Consider the following 18,692-nt stretch of genomic DNA (forward strand, 5'->3'; position numbering starts at 1 on the left):
GGGGAGATGGGGAGATGGGGGGACAAGGAGAATTTTGACTTCTGCCTTCTGCTTTTCTTCCCTTCTGCCTTCTGCCTTCTGCCTTCTGCCTTTCTTCACCTCAAATAAGCTTTAAGTTTGGCATCAATTCCGGTAATATCAGTGCCGACGACTACGGCAAAAGCGCCAATTTTTAGGGCTTGTTTTGCCATTTCTGGGGAGGAGATTCCGCCTTCACAAATTACGGGAACTTGGAGTTTTTCTACCATTTCTGCTAATAGTTGAAAGCCTGGGGGGGAGAGGTGTTTTGTTTGGTTTGTGTAGCCGTAAAGGGTAGTACCGACAATATCTGCACCCGCATTAGCAGCGGCGATTGCTGCTTCTATGGTGTCGATATCTGCCATGACTAATTTACCTAGTTCTTGGTGAATGCGGGTAATGATTGTGGTTAGTTGTTCTTGATGGGGACGTTCTCGCAAGGTAGCATCAATTGCTATGATATCTGCTCCGGCTTTGGCGATCGCTTCTGCATGATGAAATTGTGGGGTAATATACACATCATAGCCAGGGATTTGTTGTTTCCAAAGTCCAATAATTGGGGTTGATATTTTTTGGCGGACTGCTGTTATATGTGCTGGAGTATCGATTCTCACTGCTGCTACGCCACTGAGTATAGCTGCTTTTGCCATTGCTGCAATTACATAAGGATCGTGCAGAGGAGATTCTACAGGCGCTTGACAGGAAACTATTAAACTTTTATTTAATGATTGTAATGAGTTTTTATTCATTTACAGGATTAGCCATTAGTAGTTGAATTTTGTGTAGTAAATTTTGGGGTAAAATTGGTTTAAGTAAGTAATTATTTGCTCCTAAAACTAGACTATCAGATGATATTTTGTTAGTTAAAGCTAGAATTTTTACATCCTGCATAGCGGTTAAGTTGCGAATTTGTTCAACTATTTCTTTGCCATTAGTTCCAGAAATATGCAAGTCTAAAATCACAATTAAAGGTTGTAATATTTCTATTTGCTTCATTGCCGTAGATGGTTCTAATAACCATACTACTTGAAAACCAGCAGCAGTTAAAATTTCACAAATTAAAGTAGCTGTTTCTTCATGATTTTCAATAACAACAATTATTCCTGCGGGAAAGTTTAGATTGATTAATGCTCCTTCTTTAGAATAAGCTGATGATCTTTGAGATTCGCTTTTTGGGGCGGTAATAGGGTCTTGTTGTTTGGGCAACCAAACTGTAAAAATTGAACCAACGCCAACAGTGGAGTTTACTTCAATTCTCCCGCCATGAAGTTCTACCAATTGTTTAGTTAAAGCTAATCCTAATCCCGTTCCTTCGTATTGGCGATGGTAAGAACTATCTAATTGTTGGAACTTTTGGAAAAGCAAATGTCGTTGGTGTTCGGGAATACCTATACCTGTGTCTTCTACTTGCAGAACGGCGCGATTTCCTTCTCGCCAAACTCGCAAAATTACCCTACCTCCTTCGGGAGTAAATTTAATGCCGTTACTCAATAAATTGTAGAGAATTTGCCGCACTCTTCTGTCATCAGCTAAAAAGCGGTCTTGTTGGGAATCAAGTTTAATTGCTACTGCTAATTCTACTCCTCTTTGGTTAGCTTTTTGTTTCAAGTTAGTCATTTCTTGATTTGCTAATTGCGAGAGCGAAAATTCGCTGATATTTAAGACTGTTTTCCCAGCTTCTAATTGAGATAATTCTAAAATATCGTTGATTAATTCGAGGAGATGTTCGCCGTTGTCGTGAATGCTTTGTAAATAGTCTCTTTGTTTTTGACTTAGTTGCCCAAAAGACCATCTTAATAGGGTAGCAGATAAGCCGATTACGCAGGTCAAAGGTGTGCGTAGTTCATGGCTCATTGTGGCTAGGAATTCGGTTTTGGCGCGATTAGCTGATTGTGCCAAAAGCATGGCATCATGGAGTTCTTGGGTGCGATCGATCACCCTTTTTTCTAATGTTTCTTTTTGTTGTTGAACTTCGGCATAAAGTTGTGCTTGGTAAATTGCGATCGCCAAATGTTCGGCAATATGTGTGAGGAATTTTTTCTCATTATCCTGCCATTGGCGCGGTGCAAAACATTGGTGAGCAATTAATAAACCCCAAAGTTGTTCTTGAATTAAAATGGGTACAACTAACTTGGCTCTTACTTGATAATGCCGCATTAAATTCAATATGCAGGGATTAAAAATGTAAGCATTTTCAACATCTTTGACTGCTAAAGTGAAGCCTTTCCGATATTTTTCTCGACAGTTCGGTACATAACTAAAACAATTTTCTTCTTCCGAAAAACCTAACACAGAAGGTATATCATCAGAATCTCTTGCTTCATAAGTAACTCGTCCCCAAATTTTCCGATCGCTAACTTCCTGTTCAAAGTCATGCTCTAGTTTATGGTCATTTTCTGTTTCAATTACATTCGATTCTTCAGGATGTAATTCTTGTTTTGCTGCTAGTTCATAAAAATCTAAAATATCTTGTTCGTTAATTTCTAAGTGTTTTACTGAAGATAAAGGTTGCTGGAACTGATATATTAACAAGCGATCTGCCTGTAAAAATATCCTCACCTGTTCAACCGCTGTTTCTAAGATTACAGGTAATTCTAAACTATCACGAATTTGGGTTGTTACCTGATTCAATAATCTCTCTTGTTCCACCTGTTGTTTTAAAGCTTCATGCACAGGTTGACAAACAGAAACAAACGGATATATTGGATCGTTATGCAAATCTTTTTGACGATCGTCTGTGATGATTTCTAGCAGAGCAAGAGTAAATTCGCTCTGAAGATTAACATCGTTGGGGCGCAGAAATTGACTTGCTTGTTGAAGACTTTTCTCAGCAATAGAATAATCTTTAAGGAAATTACTCAACTGAGCGATAAATTCGGCGATCGCTTCTGGTGCAAAAGTTAATCCAACCTGGTATAATTTGTCCTCGGATTCTTCCCAAGAAATCTCTTCCAACCGTTGTGTTGCTACCACTAAACCACTAAACTGTTCTGACACCAACAAAATAAATTTTTCTTCTATTTGTTGTGGTCTAACTGTCAAGGTAGATAGCACATCTTCCGTCAACAGCAAATAACCTTCTCCGACCCTTTGTGCCATTTGCTCAAAAACGGTTCGCAGTCCATTAAAAGAGGTAAGCGATAGATTCCGACGTAAAATAAAATTTTGGTAACTCAGCATTTTAGCCGTTTACATAAGGAAGCAGTAGGCTTTGCTAAATAAGACTCCGATCGTGGTTCTCAATTATCGATCATGGATTAAGTAGAGCATATTTACCACGATGGCGACAAGTATAAACAGTTTCTTTAACTAATGTATAGCCGAAAGCTTGTAAAAAACCGTAATCATTGAGGATAAAATAGTGCATCGTTTAGCTGCTACTCCAGGTGGATGGAATTTTCAAGAAGAGGGAGTCATTTTCATCGATCAAACACCTGCTCCTATTCTATTCCTTACGGCTGCGGATACGGATATTCAAACTTTAGCAGCGGCTGTGGGCAAACTTCCAGCAGATTTTCCCCAACTGCGAGTCGTCAATCTTTTACAATTACAGCAACAACTGAGTATTGATACTTACGCCACTCAAGTATTAGCAAAGGCCCAGATCATTATTATTCGCCTACTTGGAGGACGTTCTTACTGGTCTTATGGTTTGGAAGTGGTGCGAGAAACAGCACAACAAACAGGGGCAAAACTTATTATAATCCCAGGTGATGACCGTCCAGACCCCGATTTAATCAGTCATTCTAATGTTTCCCTGATCGCAGTAAATCAGTTGTGGCGCTACTTTAGTGAGGGCGGTGTCAACAATTTTGTTAATGCTTTGAAATTTGTTGTTGATGTTTGCTGGCAAAAAAGTTACAATCCCCCACCACCACAGGAAGTTCCGCGAGTCGGAATTTATGATTGGCAGCAAGTAAACTCAGGCATTGCAGATAAAGACAGAAGTTTAATTCCTAAAATTGGTGTTTTATTTTATCGGGCTCATTATTTAGCAGGAAATACAGCCCCAATTGATGCTTTATGTCATGCTTTAATGACACAAAATTTAGCGCCTGTGCCAGTTTTTGTTTCCTCTTTGCGAGACCCCGATGTACAAGCTGATTTAGCAGAATATTTTCAGCCAAAAGATGCTGAATCAATTCAACTATTACTCAATACTACCAGCTTTTCAGTTAATAATTTTGAACGGGCAATTAACAACTTTGAAGTAACACAACATTTTTCAGATGTTCCTGTTTTGCAAGTGATTTTTAGTGGAGGAACTGAGGAACAATGGGAATCGGGTTTTCAGGGACTTTCGCCGAGAGATATGGCGATGAATGTGGCGTTACCAGAAGTAGATGGGAGAATTATTAGTCGGGTAGTTTCTTTTAAGGCGGTACAATCGAAACATCCTAGTTTAGAAACAGATGTAGTTGGATATCAACCCAATTTAGACAGAATTAATTTTGTTGCTGAGTTAGCAGCGAGTTGGGTAAATTTGCGGCGAAAAACTCCGATTAAACGCAAGGTTGCTTTAATTTTAGCTAACTATCCAACTCGCGATGGACGGTTAGCAAATGGTGTAGGTTTGGATACTCCTGCTAGTTGTGTGGAAATCCTGGAAGCTTTACAAAATGCTGGTTATGATGTAGAGAATTTACCAGAAAATGGCGATGATTTAATTAATAGGTTAATTTCGGGAATTACTAACGATTTGGAAGGAAAGGAATTGCGATCGCCAAATCAAGTGTTATCTTTAACAGAATATCAAGAGTATTTTTCCCATCTGCCTTTGTCTGTGCAGCAGGGCATAATTGAAAGATGGGGGATTGCTGAAGTTAAAGATTTTCCCATTCCGGGAATTCAGTTAGGTAATATCTTTGTGGGAATTCAACCAAGTCGGGGTTACGATCTCGATCCTAGTTTAAATTATCATGCGCCAGATTTAGAACCAACCCATGATTATTTAGCTTTTTATTATTGGGTGAGAAAGCATTTTGCTGCGGATGCGATCGTTCATGTGGGAAAACATGGTAATTTGGAATGGTTGCCTGGTAAAAGTGTCGCCCTTTCCAGTAATTGTTACCCGGAAGTAGCATTAGGCGCAATTCCACATTTTTACCCTTTTATTGTTAACGATCCTGGTGAAGGCTCGCAAGCAAAACGTCGTGCCCAAGCGGTGATTATTGATCATTTAACGCCGCCGATGACGAGGGCAGAATTATATGGAAATTTGCATAAGTTAGAGAATTTAATTGATGAGTATTATGAGGCGCAAAATTTAGACCCTTCTCGGTTGGGGGTGATTTGCGATCGGATTTCGCAACTAATATTAGAAGAGAATTTGCAATTGGAATTGGATGACAGGCAAGATGCCTGTCCTACAAGATTGGGGACTGAGGAATTAACATCGATAATTCCCAAAATGGACGGTTATTTGTGTGAATTGAAAGAAGCGCAAATTCGGGATGGTTTGCATATTTTTGGTCAATGTCCCCAAGGGAGACAATTAAGAGATTTAATCGTTGCTATTGCGCGACATCCTGGTAGTAACCGCATTGGATTAACCCGCGCCATTGCTAAAGATTGGGGTTTAGAAATTGATCCTTTAACAGATGATTTTTCATTAGTTATTAGTCATTCTTCATTTGTCATTGGTAGAGAATGTCGGACTGTGGGTGATGTAGTGGAACTTTTGGAAGAACACGCCGCCAACTTAGTAGAAAAGCTAATCGAAAACCAAGGACAAATGACCAATGACATCGGACAAATGACCGAAAAAGAGTTAACTTGGATCGGTGATTATCTACTCCCCGCATTACAGAAAACCCAACAAGAAATCACTAATTTATTACAAGGTTTAGACGGTAAATTTATTCCTCCTGCACCTTCAGGCGCACCTACAAGAGGCCGCCCGGAAGTATTACCAACTGGACGCAACTTTTACTCGGTTGATATTCGCGCCATTCCCACAGAAACCGCTTGGGATATTGGCAGAAAAGCGGCAGAAGTATTAATAGAAAGATACACTCAAGAAAATGGAGAATATCCCAAAACTCTCGGTTTATCTATTTGGGGAACTTCCACAATGCGAACGGGTGGCGATGATTTAGCAGAAGCGTTAGCATTATTAGGAGTGCGTCCAATTTGGGATGGTGTAGCGCGGCGAGTGGTAGATTTTGAAATATTACCAATCTCAGTTTTAGGTCGTCCTCGTGTTGATGTCACCTTGCGAATTTCGGGTTTTTTCCGCGATGCTTTTCCCAATTTAATTGATTTATTTAACCAAGCAGTAACCGCAGTTGCAGCATTAAATGAGTCGCCGGAAGATAACCCTTTAGCAGCAAAAGTAAAGCAAGAAACTGAAGTTTGGGTAAATGCTGGGTTGAGTGAAGAACAGGCAAAAATGCGATCGCAATTTCGGATTTTCGGTTCCAAACCAGGTGCTTATGGTGCAGGTTTACAAGGTTTAATTGAATGCCAAAATTGGCAAGATGAGCAAGATTTAGCCCGTGCTTATATTAACTGGAGTAGTTACGCTTATACTAGCATTAGCAAAAATTCCCCCCCTTATCAAGGGGGGTTAGGGGGGATTTCAGCACCAGAAGCTTTTGCCGAAAGGTTGCGCCAAATGCAAATAGTATTACACAACCAAGATAACCGGGAACATGACTTATTAGATTCCGATGATTACTATCAATTTCAAGGCGGTTTAACTGCATCAGTTCGCGCTTTAACTGGCAAAAACCCCCAAACTTATTTCGGTGATAATTCCATTCCCGAAAACCCAAAAGTTAGACAATTAAAAGCGGAAATTGCGAAAGTTTATCGTTCCCGTGTCATTAACCCAAAATGGATTGCTGGCGTAATGCGTCACGGTTACAAAGGCGCTTTTGAAATGTCTGCAACAGTTGATTATTTATTTGCTTACGATGCGACAGCAAACTGTGTCGAAGACTTCATGTATCAAGGAGTAGCAGAAAACTATTTATTTAACCCTGAAGTCCAAGCATTTATTGAGCAAAAAAACCCTTGGGCGTTGCGAGATATGGCAGAAAGATTGTTAGAAGCTAATCAACGAGGTTTGTGGTCAAATGTCGATCGCACTATAATAGATAAACTAAGAGCAATAGTCCATGAAGCAGAAGGAAAAATAGAAGATAATTATAGCAGTTCTATTTGATTTTGTTTTTTTAACCGCAAAGGACGCAAAGGACAGGAAGGAAAGAAAAACAAAAATGTAGATATTCTTAAATGTTTTAATCATAGATGAACTAAGATAAAAACTCTCTTTAACCTCTTTCTTTTCTTCTTCTTTGCGTCCTTTGCGTCCTTTGCGGTTCATAAAAAAATAAATTTGTTACACTAATTAAAAGTAGGATGCCTCAGTTCACAGATTCCCTAAAACCAGAATACCCATGCTAGCAACCTCGATACTTTTGACCAAAGAATTGCCCAGCTTGATATATAATCCCACACGCGATCGCTTTGATGAAAGTTGGGAAGCACCCTTAGCAACATTGCTAGGATTGGGACGTGCTGCTGGTGCAGATTTTATCGAATTCTTTTTAGAACGAGTCAATTACATTAGCTGTTTAGCAGAAGATGACGCTATCACTAGCATCTCACCCAAACTTTCTACAGGCGCAGGTGTGAGAGTTTTTCGCGGACAATCTGATTGTTATGTTAGCACCAATGACCTATCATTTTCAGGACTAAAAGCAGCATTAGAAAAAGCACTTTCGATTCAAGGATTAATTCTTCCCGCACCTAATTCATACGTTCCAGAAATTAACTTAGAATTACTCCGAGATTACGCGATCAAAAACAACAAAGATACTTGGAATTCTCAATTTAGCTCAATGCAAGAAATGAGCGAAGTTCTGCTTGATGCTAATGCCAAACTTAAACAAAAAGCTAATCACGTTCAATCTCGACGCGCCGTTTATTTTAGAGATTGGCAAGAAGTTTTAGTCGCTGCAAGTGATGGAACTTTCGCCCGTGATATTCGCTTAACTCAATCAGTTGGTTACAATCTTTTGTGTGCTGATGGTGCTAATCGTTCTTCCATTGGTAAGCGTTCCGGTAATACGGGAGATGCTAACTTTTTGCGGAATTGGAATTATGAAGCTGACTCGGAAGAAGTAGCAGAATCAGCCGGAAAAATGCTTTATGCTGATTATGTAGAATCGGGAACTTATCCGATTATTATGGCAAATGCTTTCGGCGGCGTGATTTTCCATGAAGCTTGCGGACATTTGCTCGAAACTACTCAAATTGAACGCAAAACTACGCCTTTTATTGACAAGAAAGGCGAAAAGATTGCTCACCAAAATTTAACTGCTTGGGATGAAGGTCGATCGCAAAATGCCTTCGGAACGATCGACATGGACGACGAAGGAATGCCTACCCAAAGAACATTATTGATCGAAAATGGCATTTTGAAGAATTTTATTGCCGATCGCGCAGGTTCCATGCGAACTGGACATCCTAGAACCGGAAGTGGGAGAAGACAAGGATACACTTATGCTGCTGCTTCTCGGATGCGAAATACCTACATTGCACCCGGAGATTATGCCTTAGAAGACTTGTTTAATTCCGTAGATAAAGGCATTTACTGTAAGAAAATGGGCGGCGGTAGCGTCGGCGCAACAGGCGAATTTAACTTCGGAGTTGATGAAGCTTACCTAATTGAAAATGGCAAAATTACTAAACCTTTAAAAGGTGCAGTTTTGATTGGTGAAGCTAAGGAAATTATGAACAAAATTTCCATGAGTTCTAGAGATTTAGAACTAGCTTCTGGTTTTTGCGGTTCCATTAGTGGCAGCGTTTACGTAACAGTTGGACAACCACATATTAAGGTTGATTCTATTACTGTCGGCGGACGCTAAGGGAATTTTAGATTATACCTCTTGCATGAATTGAGGATTAAGAATAAAACCACAGATGTCCACAGATAAACACAGATGAACACAGATGGGATAACTGATTCGTGCAAGAGATTTATTTAATGAGTCTGAAATCTAAAATTTGGTAATGTGAATTTAAAGGGAGAAAGTTGTGCCAAGTACTCAAGAAATTGCGGGATACGCTCAAGAAATTGCTCATAAATTGGGAATTAAAAAGTTCGATATTTACGGTTCTACTGTTGATGAAACCAGCGTACAAGTAGATCAAGGAGAACCGAAACAAGTTAATGCCTCTAGTCGTTCCGGTGTCATGGTTAGGGTTTGGAATGACGAACAAACTTTAGGGGTTACTAGTACTTCAGATGTCGATCCTTTGGGGATTGAATTAGCTTTAAAAACTGCTTACGAAGCGAGTTTTTTTGGTGCAAAAGAAAACATTCCCGACTTTAGCCCCGAAGCAACTATTCCCATTAGTCATTCACCCACAGAAAAAGCAACCCAAGCACCAGCAGCTAAACTAATTGAAACTTTATTAGCAGCAGAAAAAGAGTTAATTTCTGCTCATCCAGCAATTACCAGTGTGCCTTACAATGGTTTAGCGCAAAGAGATGTTGACAGATTTTATGTTAACAGTGAAGGTTCCGTCAGAAACGAATCTCATACTCTTTCTTCTATCTATCTTTCCACCAAAACTGAGCAGGAAGATAAAAAACCTCGTAGTGCTGGTGCAGTGAGAATTAGTCATAGTTTAGAAGAACTAGATATTTCAGGTTGTTTGGAAGAAGCAGCGAAAAAAACTATCAGTCACTTGAATTATGAAAAAGTCAAAACGGGTAAATACCAAGTAGTTTTTTCGGGCAAAGCTTTCTTGAGTTTGTTAAATGCTTTTTCCAACATTTTCAATGCTCAAGATATTCTCGATAAGCAAAGTCTTTCTACTCCAGAAACTTTGGGGATGAAAATTGCTTCTCCTTTACTTTCTGTCTGCGATGATGCGTTACATCCCAGCAATGTTGGCGCAGAAACTTTTGATGATGAAGGTACACCAACCAGGAGAATTTCTATCATTAGTAATGGTGTTTTGACTGGTTTAATTCATAGTGCTGGTACTGCAAAAAGATTAAATGCACAGCCTACGGGCAATGCAAATATCGGCGCAAAAGTAACAGTTAGCCCGCACTTTTATCATGTTTTTTCGGAAGTACAACCTGAGCAAGAATTAAGCATAGAAAGTGCCGATAATGTGATTTACATCGATCAATTAAAGGCTTTTCATGCTGGAGTTAAAGCTGTACAAGGTTCTTTTTCTCTACCTTTTGATGGTTGGATGATCAAAAATGGTGAGTTAATCAGTGTTGATGCGGCGACTGTTGCGGGAGATTTTTTGCAAGTTTTAAATTCGATCGTTTTTGTGGAAAAAGAAGCAGAATTAACCACCAGTGGAGTTTGCCCCAAAGTTTGGGTTGATGCCCTTTCAATTACTGGTGAATAAATCTGTTCGTAGTAACGACTTCAGTCGGTTTGTTGTAGGGACTTCAGTCCTTTTAGCTACCAAAGCAAGCACTGAAGTGCTTACAACTAACTGATAATTTAAGTTGACTGCACTAAAGGAATCTTGATAAAAAATTCTGTGCCTTCTCCTAATGTTGACTCGCACCACAGCCTTCCTTGGTGTCTTTCTACTACAATTTGGTAGCTAATTGATAAGCCTAAACCTGTGCCTTTACCGACTGGTTTAGTGGTGAAAAAAGCATCAAATAATCGTTTTTTGGCTTTGGCGGGTATGCCAGAGCCATTGTCGGCAATGCGGACAATAATAGAATCATTATCATACAATTCTGTACGAATTGTAATTGTAGGCGAGAAGTTATCTTTGCCTGTTTTCTGTTCTAAAGCATCAATGGCATTGCTGATAATATTCATAAATACCTGATTTAATTGTCCAGCAAAACATTCTACTAAAGGTATTTTCCCGTACTCTTTAATTAGTTCTATTTGCGAAGTTTTACCGTTAGCTTTGAACCGATTTTGCAAGATTAATAAAGTGCTTTCAATGCCTTCATGAATGTCCGCTGCTTTCATTTCTGCTTGTTCAACTCGCGAGAAATTCCGCAAACTTAGGACAATTTGACGAATGCGATCGGTCCCTACTTTCATGGAAGATAGAATTTTTGGCATATCCTGCATCAAAAATTCTAAATCTATTTCTTCCTCACATTCTTGGATTTCTGAGTTAGCATTGGGATAAGTTTTTTGATAAAGATTGATGATTTTTAGTAAGTCTTTGCTATAATTATTAATATAAGTTAAATTGCCATAAATAAAGTTAACTGGATTGTTAATTTCATGGGCTACCCCAGCTACTAATTGTCCTAAACTAGACATTTTTTCGGTTTGAATTAGTTGGGCTTGAGTTTGTTGCAAGTCATACAAAGCTTGTTGCAAAGCTGCGGCTTTCTTTTGAGCAGTAGCAGCAGCAGTTTGGCTTTGTTTGTAAAGTTCTGCTTGTTGAATGGCGATCGCTAACTGTGTACTAATTTGTTGCAATAATTCCACTTCCGTGTCTTGCCAAACTCGCGGTAGACTACACTCTTGAACAATCAATAATCCCCAAATTTGATTGGCTTTGATTTCGGCATTTTTTTCTCCTACTTCCTCAGTTTTCATAATCGGTACAACTAAACTTGCTTGCACTTGTAATTGCTGCAAAAATACTAAATGGCGATCGCTAATATCCGCATTAGCCACATCATTAATGATCTGCACTACTTCCCCCTGATATGGATAAAAATAATTGTGCAGAAAACAACTATTATTGCTGATTTCTTGCTCATTACATGAGCAACTTTCTTTCAATTCTTGTACCAGTAATTCACCTAGAGATCCTTCAGTAAACTGATATATTGCTACTCGATCCGTACCTAAAAAATTATGTACTTGCTTAACTGTTGTTTGTAAAATTGTCTTTAAATCTAAGGTGCGACGAATTTGGTTACTAATTACTCTTAATAGAGATTCTCGTTCCATCGCCGCCCGACTTTGAGCATATAAACAAGCTTGATGAATAGCAATAGCTAATTGATTTGCCACTGCTTCTGCTAATTCTAAATCGCTTTTTGTCCAATAGCGATTGTAAGCACATTGATTAAGATAAAGAATTGCGTGTAAGACATTATTTGCTTGCACGGGAATAACTAAAGAAGATTTAATCGCCGCTTTTTGGTATTCTTCATTTTGTTCTCCAATTCGCGTATCCTGAGCAATATCATTAATTACCACTGATTGTCGATGTTGAATTACCCATTGAGTAATTGGCCCTTGAGTGTCAAAATCAGTTAAAGAAGCCGGAAAAGGTTCCCGATACACTTCATATAAATGCTGGCGGCGATAAGCTATTTGATGGGCTGTTTTCCAAAAGTTTTTTGTTTGAGTATCTGTCAACTCGGCATGATTGTTTCCTAAAAAAATATTAGATTTAACGTCCGTTTTTGCCGTGCTGACAGTTTCTACTAAATGCACTAAACAGCGATCGACTTCTAACGCATCTAACAGCTGTGCGATCGCTGAATTTAAAATATTTTCTAAATCCAAACTTTGCCTAGTTTGGCTAGTTATTTGATTAATTAGTTTTTCTCTTTGTGCTTGTCTCTGGCTACGTTCGTAAATTTGGGATTGACGAATCGCGATCGCTAATTGTTGAGCAATTAACTGTAAAAAATCAAGCTCACCTGCACTCCAATGACGCGGATGGGAACAGTAGCAAGCAATTAATCCTAGCGAGTTTTCGGGAAAAGTTTCTTCTGTAGTATCACGATAAACAGGAATTATTAATTGAGCAAAATCTTTCTTTTCTAAACAACTTTGTTCTTCTCTTTTGCGCCGCGATCGCGTATTTTTATGCTGCCCCATTATTTGCGCGATCGCCTCAAAAGATGCCAACATTGCATCGGTTCCACATTTAATAAAAATTAAATCATTACTAGCTTCTGAAGCAATTTTTTCTAAAGCACTAGCTGCACCAGTAAATATTTCTAATGAGCTACATTCCCCTGACACTAACTTTTGTTTTTCAGCCACCCACTCGTGAATTACTTTAATTTGTTTAGTATTTTCTAAATACCAAAAAAAACTACAACGTTCTATATTTAATAACTTAGCAATTTCTTCTAATGCAACTGCTATTGGCGCACAACTTTGTATTCCTAAACTTTCAGAAGCGTTCCAAATCCGCGCAATTACTTTTTGCAAGATTACACTCCTTTTATAAGGGTCTTTAATTTCTAGATTTACTAACTGTTTTTTACACTTTAATCCAGACGATAAATTACTTACCAGGGATATAGAACCCACCATAATTACACCTTTAACAAATGCTAATTCGGGAGATTTGTAAGCTCCACACTTGCCTTTTAGATTTATCCGTTAACTATACGCGCGTAAATTTTATTTGAATTGAAACGTCCAATAAATTTAATTTAAGGATGAATTTTTAAGGTTTAAATTCTTTATCAAATGCTTAAAAAGCTAATTCTTAAAACTTTTATTATTTTAATTAATTCTCATTTTATCATAAGTATACTACTATACCAATATTTAAAAAGACCGTCGCAGTTGCAACTGCGACGGCGTAAAGAATTGAGTATTTATTCAGTAAAGCAGTAACTTAAGCAAGTAAATGTTGTTGAACAGTCAGAACTAATCGATCCGCCCAGTGATTAGTGAGTTCAGCATTAGCGGCTTCCACCATCACCCGAATTAAAGGTTCAGTACCAGAAGCGCGAACTAAAACCCGCCCAACTCCTGCCATTGCGCTTTCTGCTTGGGCGATCGCATTAGTCAAAGCATCACAATTTTGCCAATTCAAACGTACTTCCCGATCCTCCACTCGCACATTTTTGAGGATTTGGGGATAAGGTTGGAAACTTTGGTCTACCATTTGGGTTAAAGAAGTTCCGGTTTGTTTAACGATCGCCGCCAAATGCAACGCCGTCAACAACCCATCACCACTAATTCCATAATGACGGCATAAAATATGTCCCGATTGTTCGCCACCTAACATGGCATCCTGACGCACCATTTCCGCGTGAACATATTGATCGCCCACAGCTGTCCGCAAAAACTGACCGCCTAAATGTTTCCAAGCCAGTTCAAAACCCAAATTAGCCATCACCGTAGCCACAATCATATTTCCGGGTAACTTTTGCGCCTTCGCCAAATGTTGTCCCCAGAAATAGAGAATGTAATCTCCATCAACAATGCGCCCCTGAGAGTCTACAGCCAAAGCGCGATCGGCATCTCCATCAAAAGCAAAACCCATATCAGCTTGATGAGTTTTCACAGCTGCTTGCAACGCACCCAAATGAGTAGAACCGCAATTAACATTAATGCGATCGCCATCCGCCGCTTCATGCAAGCAAATCACCTCGGCACCCATAGCTGCAAACACTTCTGGCGCTATCCCCACAGCCGCACCCCAAGCCAGATCTAGCACCACTCGCATTCCCCGCAAATCTAAACCAGCTTGCAATGGTTCAGTCAATGAAGCAGCATAATCTTGCAATAAATCTTGTCGCTGGTAGTGCTTACCCCAGCTGTTCCCAGTAGTTGCGGAAAATTCGCGCTTTCCGCGCAATCCAGCTTCAATTTCTGCTTGTAATTCCTTGCTCAGTTTAGTACCACTAGGGCCAAAAATTTTAATTCCATTATCCTCTGGTGGGTTATGGCTAGCGGAAATCATCACACCGCCCAAAGCACCCGCCGCATGAGTCAGATAAGCTACACCTGGAGTTGGACAGATACCTAAATCCCAAACTTCCAAACCAGCAGCAGTTAAACCAGCAGATAAAGCCATTGCTAACATATTGCTGGAATTGCGCGTATCTTGACCAACAATTACTGTTCCAGTACCACTTTCTTGGTGAGAAAAGGTCGATCGCAACACTTGACCGCAATGAAACCCTACCTGTAAGGCGAGTTCCGCAGTTAACAAGTCCCCAACTTTCCCCCTAATCCCATCAGTGCCAAATAAAGCCGTCGATGGCAGAGCAATAGAATGGTATCCATTGTTAGGGCTAGCTTGCGGCGATTTGACTGTCGGTACTAGAGATAATCCTAATTCAGAGCGTCCAGAAGACTGAGTTTTAACAGGGGTTGAAACCATAAGCTAAAGTCACTCCACACATCACACTTACTAGTGGAGGATAGCACTTTCGGGAGCGAGTCTAAAGTAGTTAAATACTTTTTACTTGTTCCGATTGACTATTTGACTCAATCTTAATCGAGGATATGTCTTATTTAGACATTTTTTTATAAAGATATTTTTGCATATATTGAGAGTAACCAAGCTATTTTTGTGACATTAGATGAAAAATTACCGATTCTTCGCCAAAAAATCGTAACTTTTATCACATATTTGGGATACTTACTCTTTAAATTCCTTTATAAATAAAACAAAATTTATCCGCTATTTTGTTTATTTCAAACATTTTTAATTGTTTATAATGTTTCTTAAACTTATGAATATAACCGAGTTTTTTCTCTTCCCGTTCCCTGTTGCCTAAATCAAACTCCCACTTCTAATAATAGAGCTTCCATATTTTCCCAAGATAGCTCTTTTTGAATATAGCGAGGTGTTGCAGGATTATAGGGACTGACTAGGCGATCGACACTAATAATTTTTGCCTCTTCTGGCAATACCGGAACATCAGGATCGTTAGCCGTAGGATTCATTAAAGAACTGGAAAAACCCTTAAAAATCGCAATTTGGTCTTCAACATCTCCAATTTGCACATTCACTAGCAAAACCTCTTGGGGACGTTTTTCCGTATATTTTTCTAAGCGTCTACCAATAGAATCACTCATAACGATCGGGCTACAAAGGGACAAGGAGACAAGGGGAAGTTAATTAACTCAAAACTGGATCGGGATTTATGGATTGACATGATGAGCAGGATTAATCAATAAATCTGGTAAATCTGTAAATCCCGATCGAAGTTTCTCCTTAACTCAAAACTTTAGAACGTGCTACGCACCGCTACGCTAACAAAACTCAAAACTTTCTCGGAGCTTTCTGTTTTCTTTCTCTATTGTTCAATTGCCGATCGCCCTTGTTTACTCAATCTAAAAAACAAAAAGTAACCAAAATAAGCTACATAAATTATCAACATTATTAAGCCAATAAATCCCAAAAAACCCGCCTTACTGTTAGCGTGGAAATATGCTTTAAATAACAAAGGTGGTTCTTGCCACACTTGACAAAACTGCTCGTTCATCGCCCCCGCCGAAAACGCGCAACGGAGGAACGGAATTTGTGCGATCGCTCCTAGCAAACTGTAAACTGTAATTGCCCATCGCCAAGAAGTCACACCTAACCTCAATTTTCGCTCTGGCAAATCATTAATCTCTTCATTAATATCCTGCCAAAACCACAAAGAAGCCGGAATTAATAACCTCGACGCAAAAGCCGTAATAAAACCAATTGACCAACTACCGATCATCAAATAAATCGTAATTGCTAACAAACTAGCAACCCGCCAGTAAATTATCATCAACCTCTGCACCGCCTCGCTTTTTTCCACAAAAGCCCAAACCAGTAGCACCAGAGGAATAATCACTGTAAATAATACCGCTAGTCGGTAATCCATCCAAACTAACGGTCGAAACCAAATGTTCTCTTGCATCATCTCCTAACTGCTTTAAAGTAAAAAACTGGCAACCCGAACTCATTTTACCGAGTTCGGTTGCAGATATTACTTACTAATTTCATTTACTTATGAGAACTAACAAAAATTAATCCTCATATAGCCGACACTCGGCAGCATCAGGGTTATCATCGCAGTATTGCTCAAAAGAATTTTTCGGTTTCGTTTGTCGCTGATGTGAGGCTTCAGCTTGTAACTCTTCGACTGCATCCCAAGCAGCAGCGCACTCTTGGGATGTAGAACCAGAAGTACCACATACTTTACGAGCTTCTTGAAGTTCTTGTTCGATTTTTTCTTGGATGTTGCTCATAGATCTTGTTTTGTTTGAGGATTTCCTATCTTTCAGCTTAATCTCAGCTTTTTGCCCTCATAAATTTTATAAGTAAATTTTAGGAGAGGCATCTATACTTAATGAGATCCTAACTGTCTATTCTTACAATCAGCTTCTTCATTAGGTAAGAATCTGAGCTTATTTCTTAAGATTTAGGCGTTCCTGACTTTACAGGATGTAATCACGCCCTGTATCTTTAGCAGTTTTCATCTTATCATTTCTTTACATAAACTTACTGGGTTGAAAACCGTAACTTTTCTCTACTACTCAAATTACAGAATGGTTGTTATCCTACCACAGAATTAACATAGAACAAGTATTGCTCCAAGGCTCCAAGGCTCCGGGGCAGAAGGCTCTAAGGGTTCGATCGACCTTTTACCTATTTTCAACTGCTCAATCATTTCTGCTAGCCTGTGATTTCAGATAGCGTAAAATCAGGAAATAGGACGTGACGGTAAACCCATGAGCAACCAAATTAGGTGGGCAAATGCCCTCTCCACCCGTCCCTCTTTGGAAGCGGCTGTCGAGGAAGTTGTAGAACGTGCAGAACAATCATTACAGGCATCAGCAGACTTAGGATTGGTGTTCATTTCCTCTGCTTTTGCTAGTGAGTATACAAGGTTAATGCCCTTACTCCAAGAGCGATTATCAGTCAAAGTACTAATTGGTTGCAGTGGGGGCGGTGTAATTGGCATGAGTCGTTACGGCGAAGCCCAAGAAGTAGAAGGGCAACCAGGATTAAGCCTGACTTTGCTACACTTGCCAGATGTGAAAGTACACTCTTTTCATCTCCTACCAGAAGTTTTACCAGATTTAGATAGTTCTCCCGATACTTGGGTCAATTTAATTGGCGTATCACCGGAAACTCGACCACATTTTATTCTATTTTCCGATCCCTTTTTATCGGGGATCAACGATCTCCTAGAAGGTTTAGATTTCGCCTATCCAGGAGCAATCAAATTAGGCGGATTAGCAAGTGGTGGTAACGTCAGAGGTAATATTGGTTTATTTTGTAACTACAAACTTCATCGCGAAGGAACAGTAGGAGTTGCCCTGAGCGGTAACATTATTTTAGAAACAATTGTGGCTCAAGGTTGCCGTCCTATTGGTGAAACTTATCGCGTCACTGAAGGAGAAAGAAATATCGTTTTGGGATTAGAAGAACAGGGTAGTGATGTTTTTGGTCATCGCCATTCTCGTCCACCTTTAGAAGTGTTGCGAGAACTATTACAAGGTTTAAGTGATACCGATCGATTATTGGCACAAAATTCCCTGTTTGTTGGTGTAGCCAGAGATGAATTTAAACAAGAATTGGAACACGGAGACTTTCTAATTCGCAATTTGTTAGGTGTCGATCCCAAAGCAGGCGCGATCGCAATTGGCGATCGCGTTCGTCCCGGACAACGCATCCAATTCCACCTCCGAGATGCCGACGCATCCGCTGACGATTTGGAAATGATGCTCAAACGTTACCTACAACAAACCCCTGCTGACGCAGATGCAGTTGGCGCTTTAATGTTCCCCTGTGTAGGCAGAGGAGAAGGGCTTTATGGTCGTCCTAATTTTGACTCCCAAATGTTCCGTCAATATTTAAAAAATGTCCCCTTAAGTGGTTTTTTCTGTAACGGCGAAATTGGCCCCGTCGGTACTGGCACCTTCCTTCACGGTTATACCTCCGTGTTCGGTATTTGTCGCCAACCGTAGAAGAAGTGAGGAGATGGGGAGATGGGGAGATGGGGAGATGGGGAG

At 39.7% G+C, this 18,692-nt stretch carries 11 protein-coding genes; 4 read left to right on the forward strand and 7 right to left on the reverse strand.

Going from position 1 to position 18,692, the window contains the following annotated elements:
* Positions 1 to 95: 95 nt before the first annotated feature.
* Positions 96 to 767 (reverse strand): N-acetylmannosamine-6-phosphate 2-epimerase, encoded by a 672-nt coding sequence (locus IQ264_RS24910; RefSeq protein ID WP_193983944.1) that lies wholly within the window; start codon positions 765 to 767, stop codon positions 96 to 98.
* Positions 760 to 3,198: an ATP-binding protein gene (locus tag IQ264_RS24915; RefSeq protein WP_193983946.1), complete on the reverse strand. Its 2,439-nt coding sequence runs from the start codon at positions 3,196 to 3,198 to the stop codon at positions 760 to 762. Before IQ264_RS24915 ends, IQ264_RS24910 begins: the two co-directional genes overlap by 8 nt.
* A gap of 181 nt (positions 3,199 to 3,379) precedes the next feature.
* On the opposite strand from IQ264_RS24915, the gene cobN reads away from it, so the two are divergent.
* The 3 genes from cobN (at position 3,380) to IQ264_RS24930 (ending at position 10,404) form a co-directional block, all read left to right on the forward strand.
* On the forward strand, positions 3,380 to 7,186 hold the full coding sequence (gene cobN, locus IQ264_RS24920) for a cobaltochelatase subunit CobN (RefSeq protein WP_193983948.1): 3,807 nt from the start codon (positions 3,380 to 3,382) through the stop codon (positions 7,184 to 7,186).
* A gap of 235 nt (positions 7,187 to 7,421) precedes the next feature.
* Positions 7,422 to 8,894, forward strand: a complete 1,473-nt coding sequence (locus IQ264_RS24925) for a TldD/PmbA family protein (protein WP_193983950.1) — start codon at positions 7,422 to 7,424, stop codon at positions 8,892 to 8,894.
* 169 nt (positions 8,895 to 9,063) lie between these two features.
* Complete coding sequence (locus IQ264_RS24930) at positions 9,064 to 10,404, forward strand: TldD/PmbA family protein (protein ID WP_193983952.1); 1,341 nt, start codon at positions 9,064 to 9,066, stop codon at positions 10,402 to 10,404.
* A gap of 98 nt (positions 10,405 to 10,502) precedes the next feature.
* Here the strand turns inward: IQ264_RS24930 and IQ264_RS24935 are convergent, their stop codons facing one another.
* The 5 genes from IQ264_RS24935 to IQ264_RS24955 form a co-directional block, all read right to left on the reverse strand.
* Complete coding sequence (locus IQ264_RS24935; RefSeq protein WP_193983954.1) at positions 10,503 to 13,160, reverse strand: GAF domain-containing protein; 2,658 nt, start codon at positions 13,158 to 13,160, stop codon at positions 10,503 to 10,505.
* A gap of 415 nt (positions 13,161 to 13,575) precedes the next feature.
* Positions 13,576 to 15,072 carry a phosphoglucosamine mutase gene (gene glmM, locus IQ264_RS24940; RefSeq protein WP_193983956.1) on the reverse strand — a complete coding sequence of 499 codons (1,497 nt, stop codon included), beginning with the start codon at positions 15,070 to 15,072 and terminating at the stop codon, positions 13,576 to 13,578.
* A 401-nt stretch (positions 15,073 to 15,473) separates the two neighbouring features.
* Positions 15,474 to 15,773 carry a hypothetical protein gene (locus IQ264_RS24945; RefSeq protein ID WP_193983958.1) on the reverse strand — a complete coding sequence of 100 codons (300 nt, stop codon included), beginning with the start codon at positions 15,771 to 15,773 and terminating at the stop codon, positions 15,474 to 15,476.
* A 221-nt stretch (positions 15,774 to 15,994) separates the two neighbouring features.
* Positions 15,995 to 16,591, reverse strand: a complete 597-nt coding sequence (locus IQ264_RS24950) for a DUF3177 family protein (protein WP_193983964.1) — start codon at positions 16,589 to 16,591, stop codon at positions 15,995 to 15,997.
* A 109-nt stretch (positions 16,592 to 16,700) separates the two neighbouring features.
* A complete protein-coding gene (locus tag IQ264_RS24955) occupies positions 16,701 to 16,922 on the reverse strand; it encodes a Calvin cycle protein CP12 (protein ID WP_193983960.1) in 222 nt (73 codons plus the stop codon).
* 483 nt (positions 16,923 to 17,405) lie between these two features.
* Between IQ264_RS24955 and IQ264_RS24960 the strand changes: the two genes are divergently transcribed.
* Positions 17,406 to 18,647, forward strand: a complete 1,242-nt coding sequence (locus IQ264_RS24960; protein ID WP_193983962.1) for an FIST signal transduction protein — start codon at positions 17,406 to 17,408, stop codon at positions 18,645 to 18,647.
* Positions 18,648 to 18,692 lie beyond the last annotated feature (45 nt).

Source organism: [Phormidium] sp. LEGE 05292 (assembly GCF_015207735.1).
Taxonomy (GTDB): Bacteria; Cyanobacteriota; Cyanobacteriia; order Cyanobacteriales; family Aerosakkonemataceae; genus Floridanema.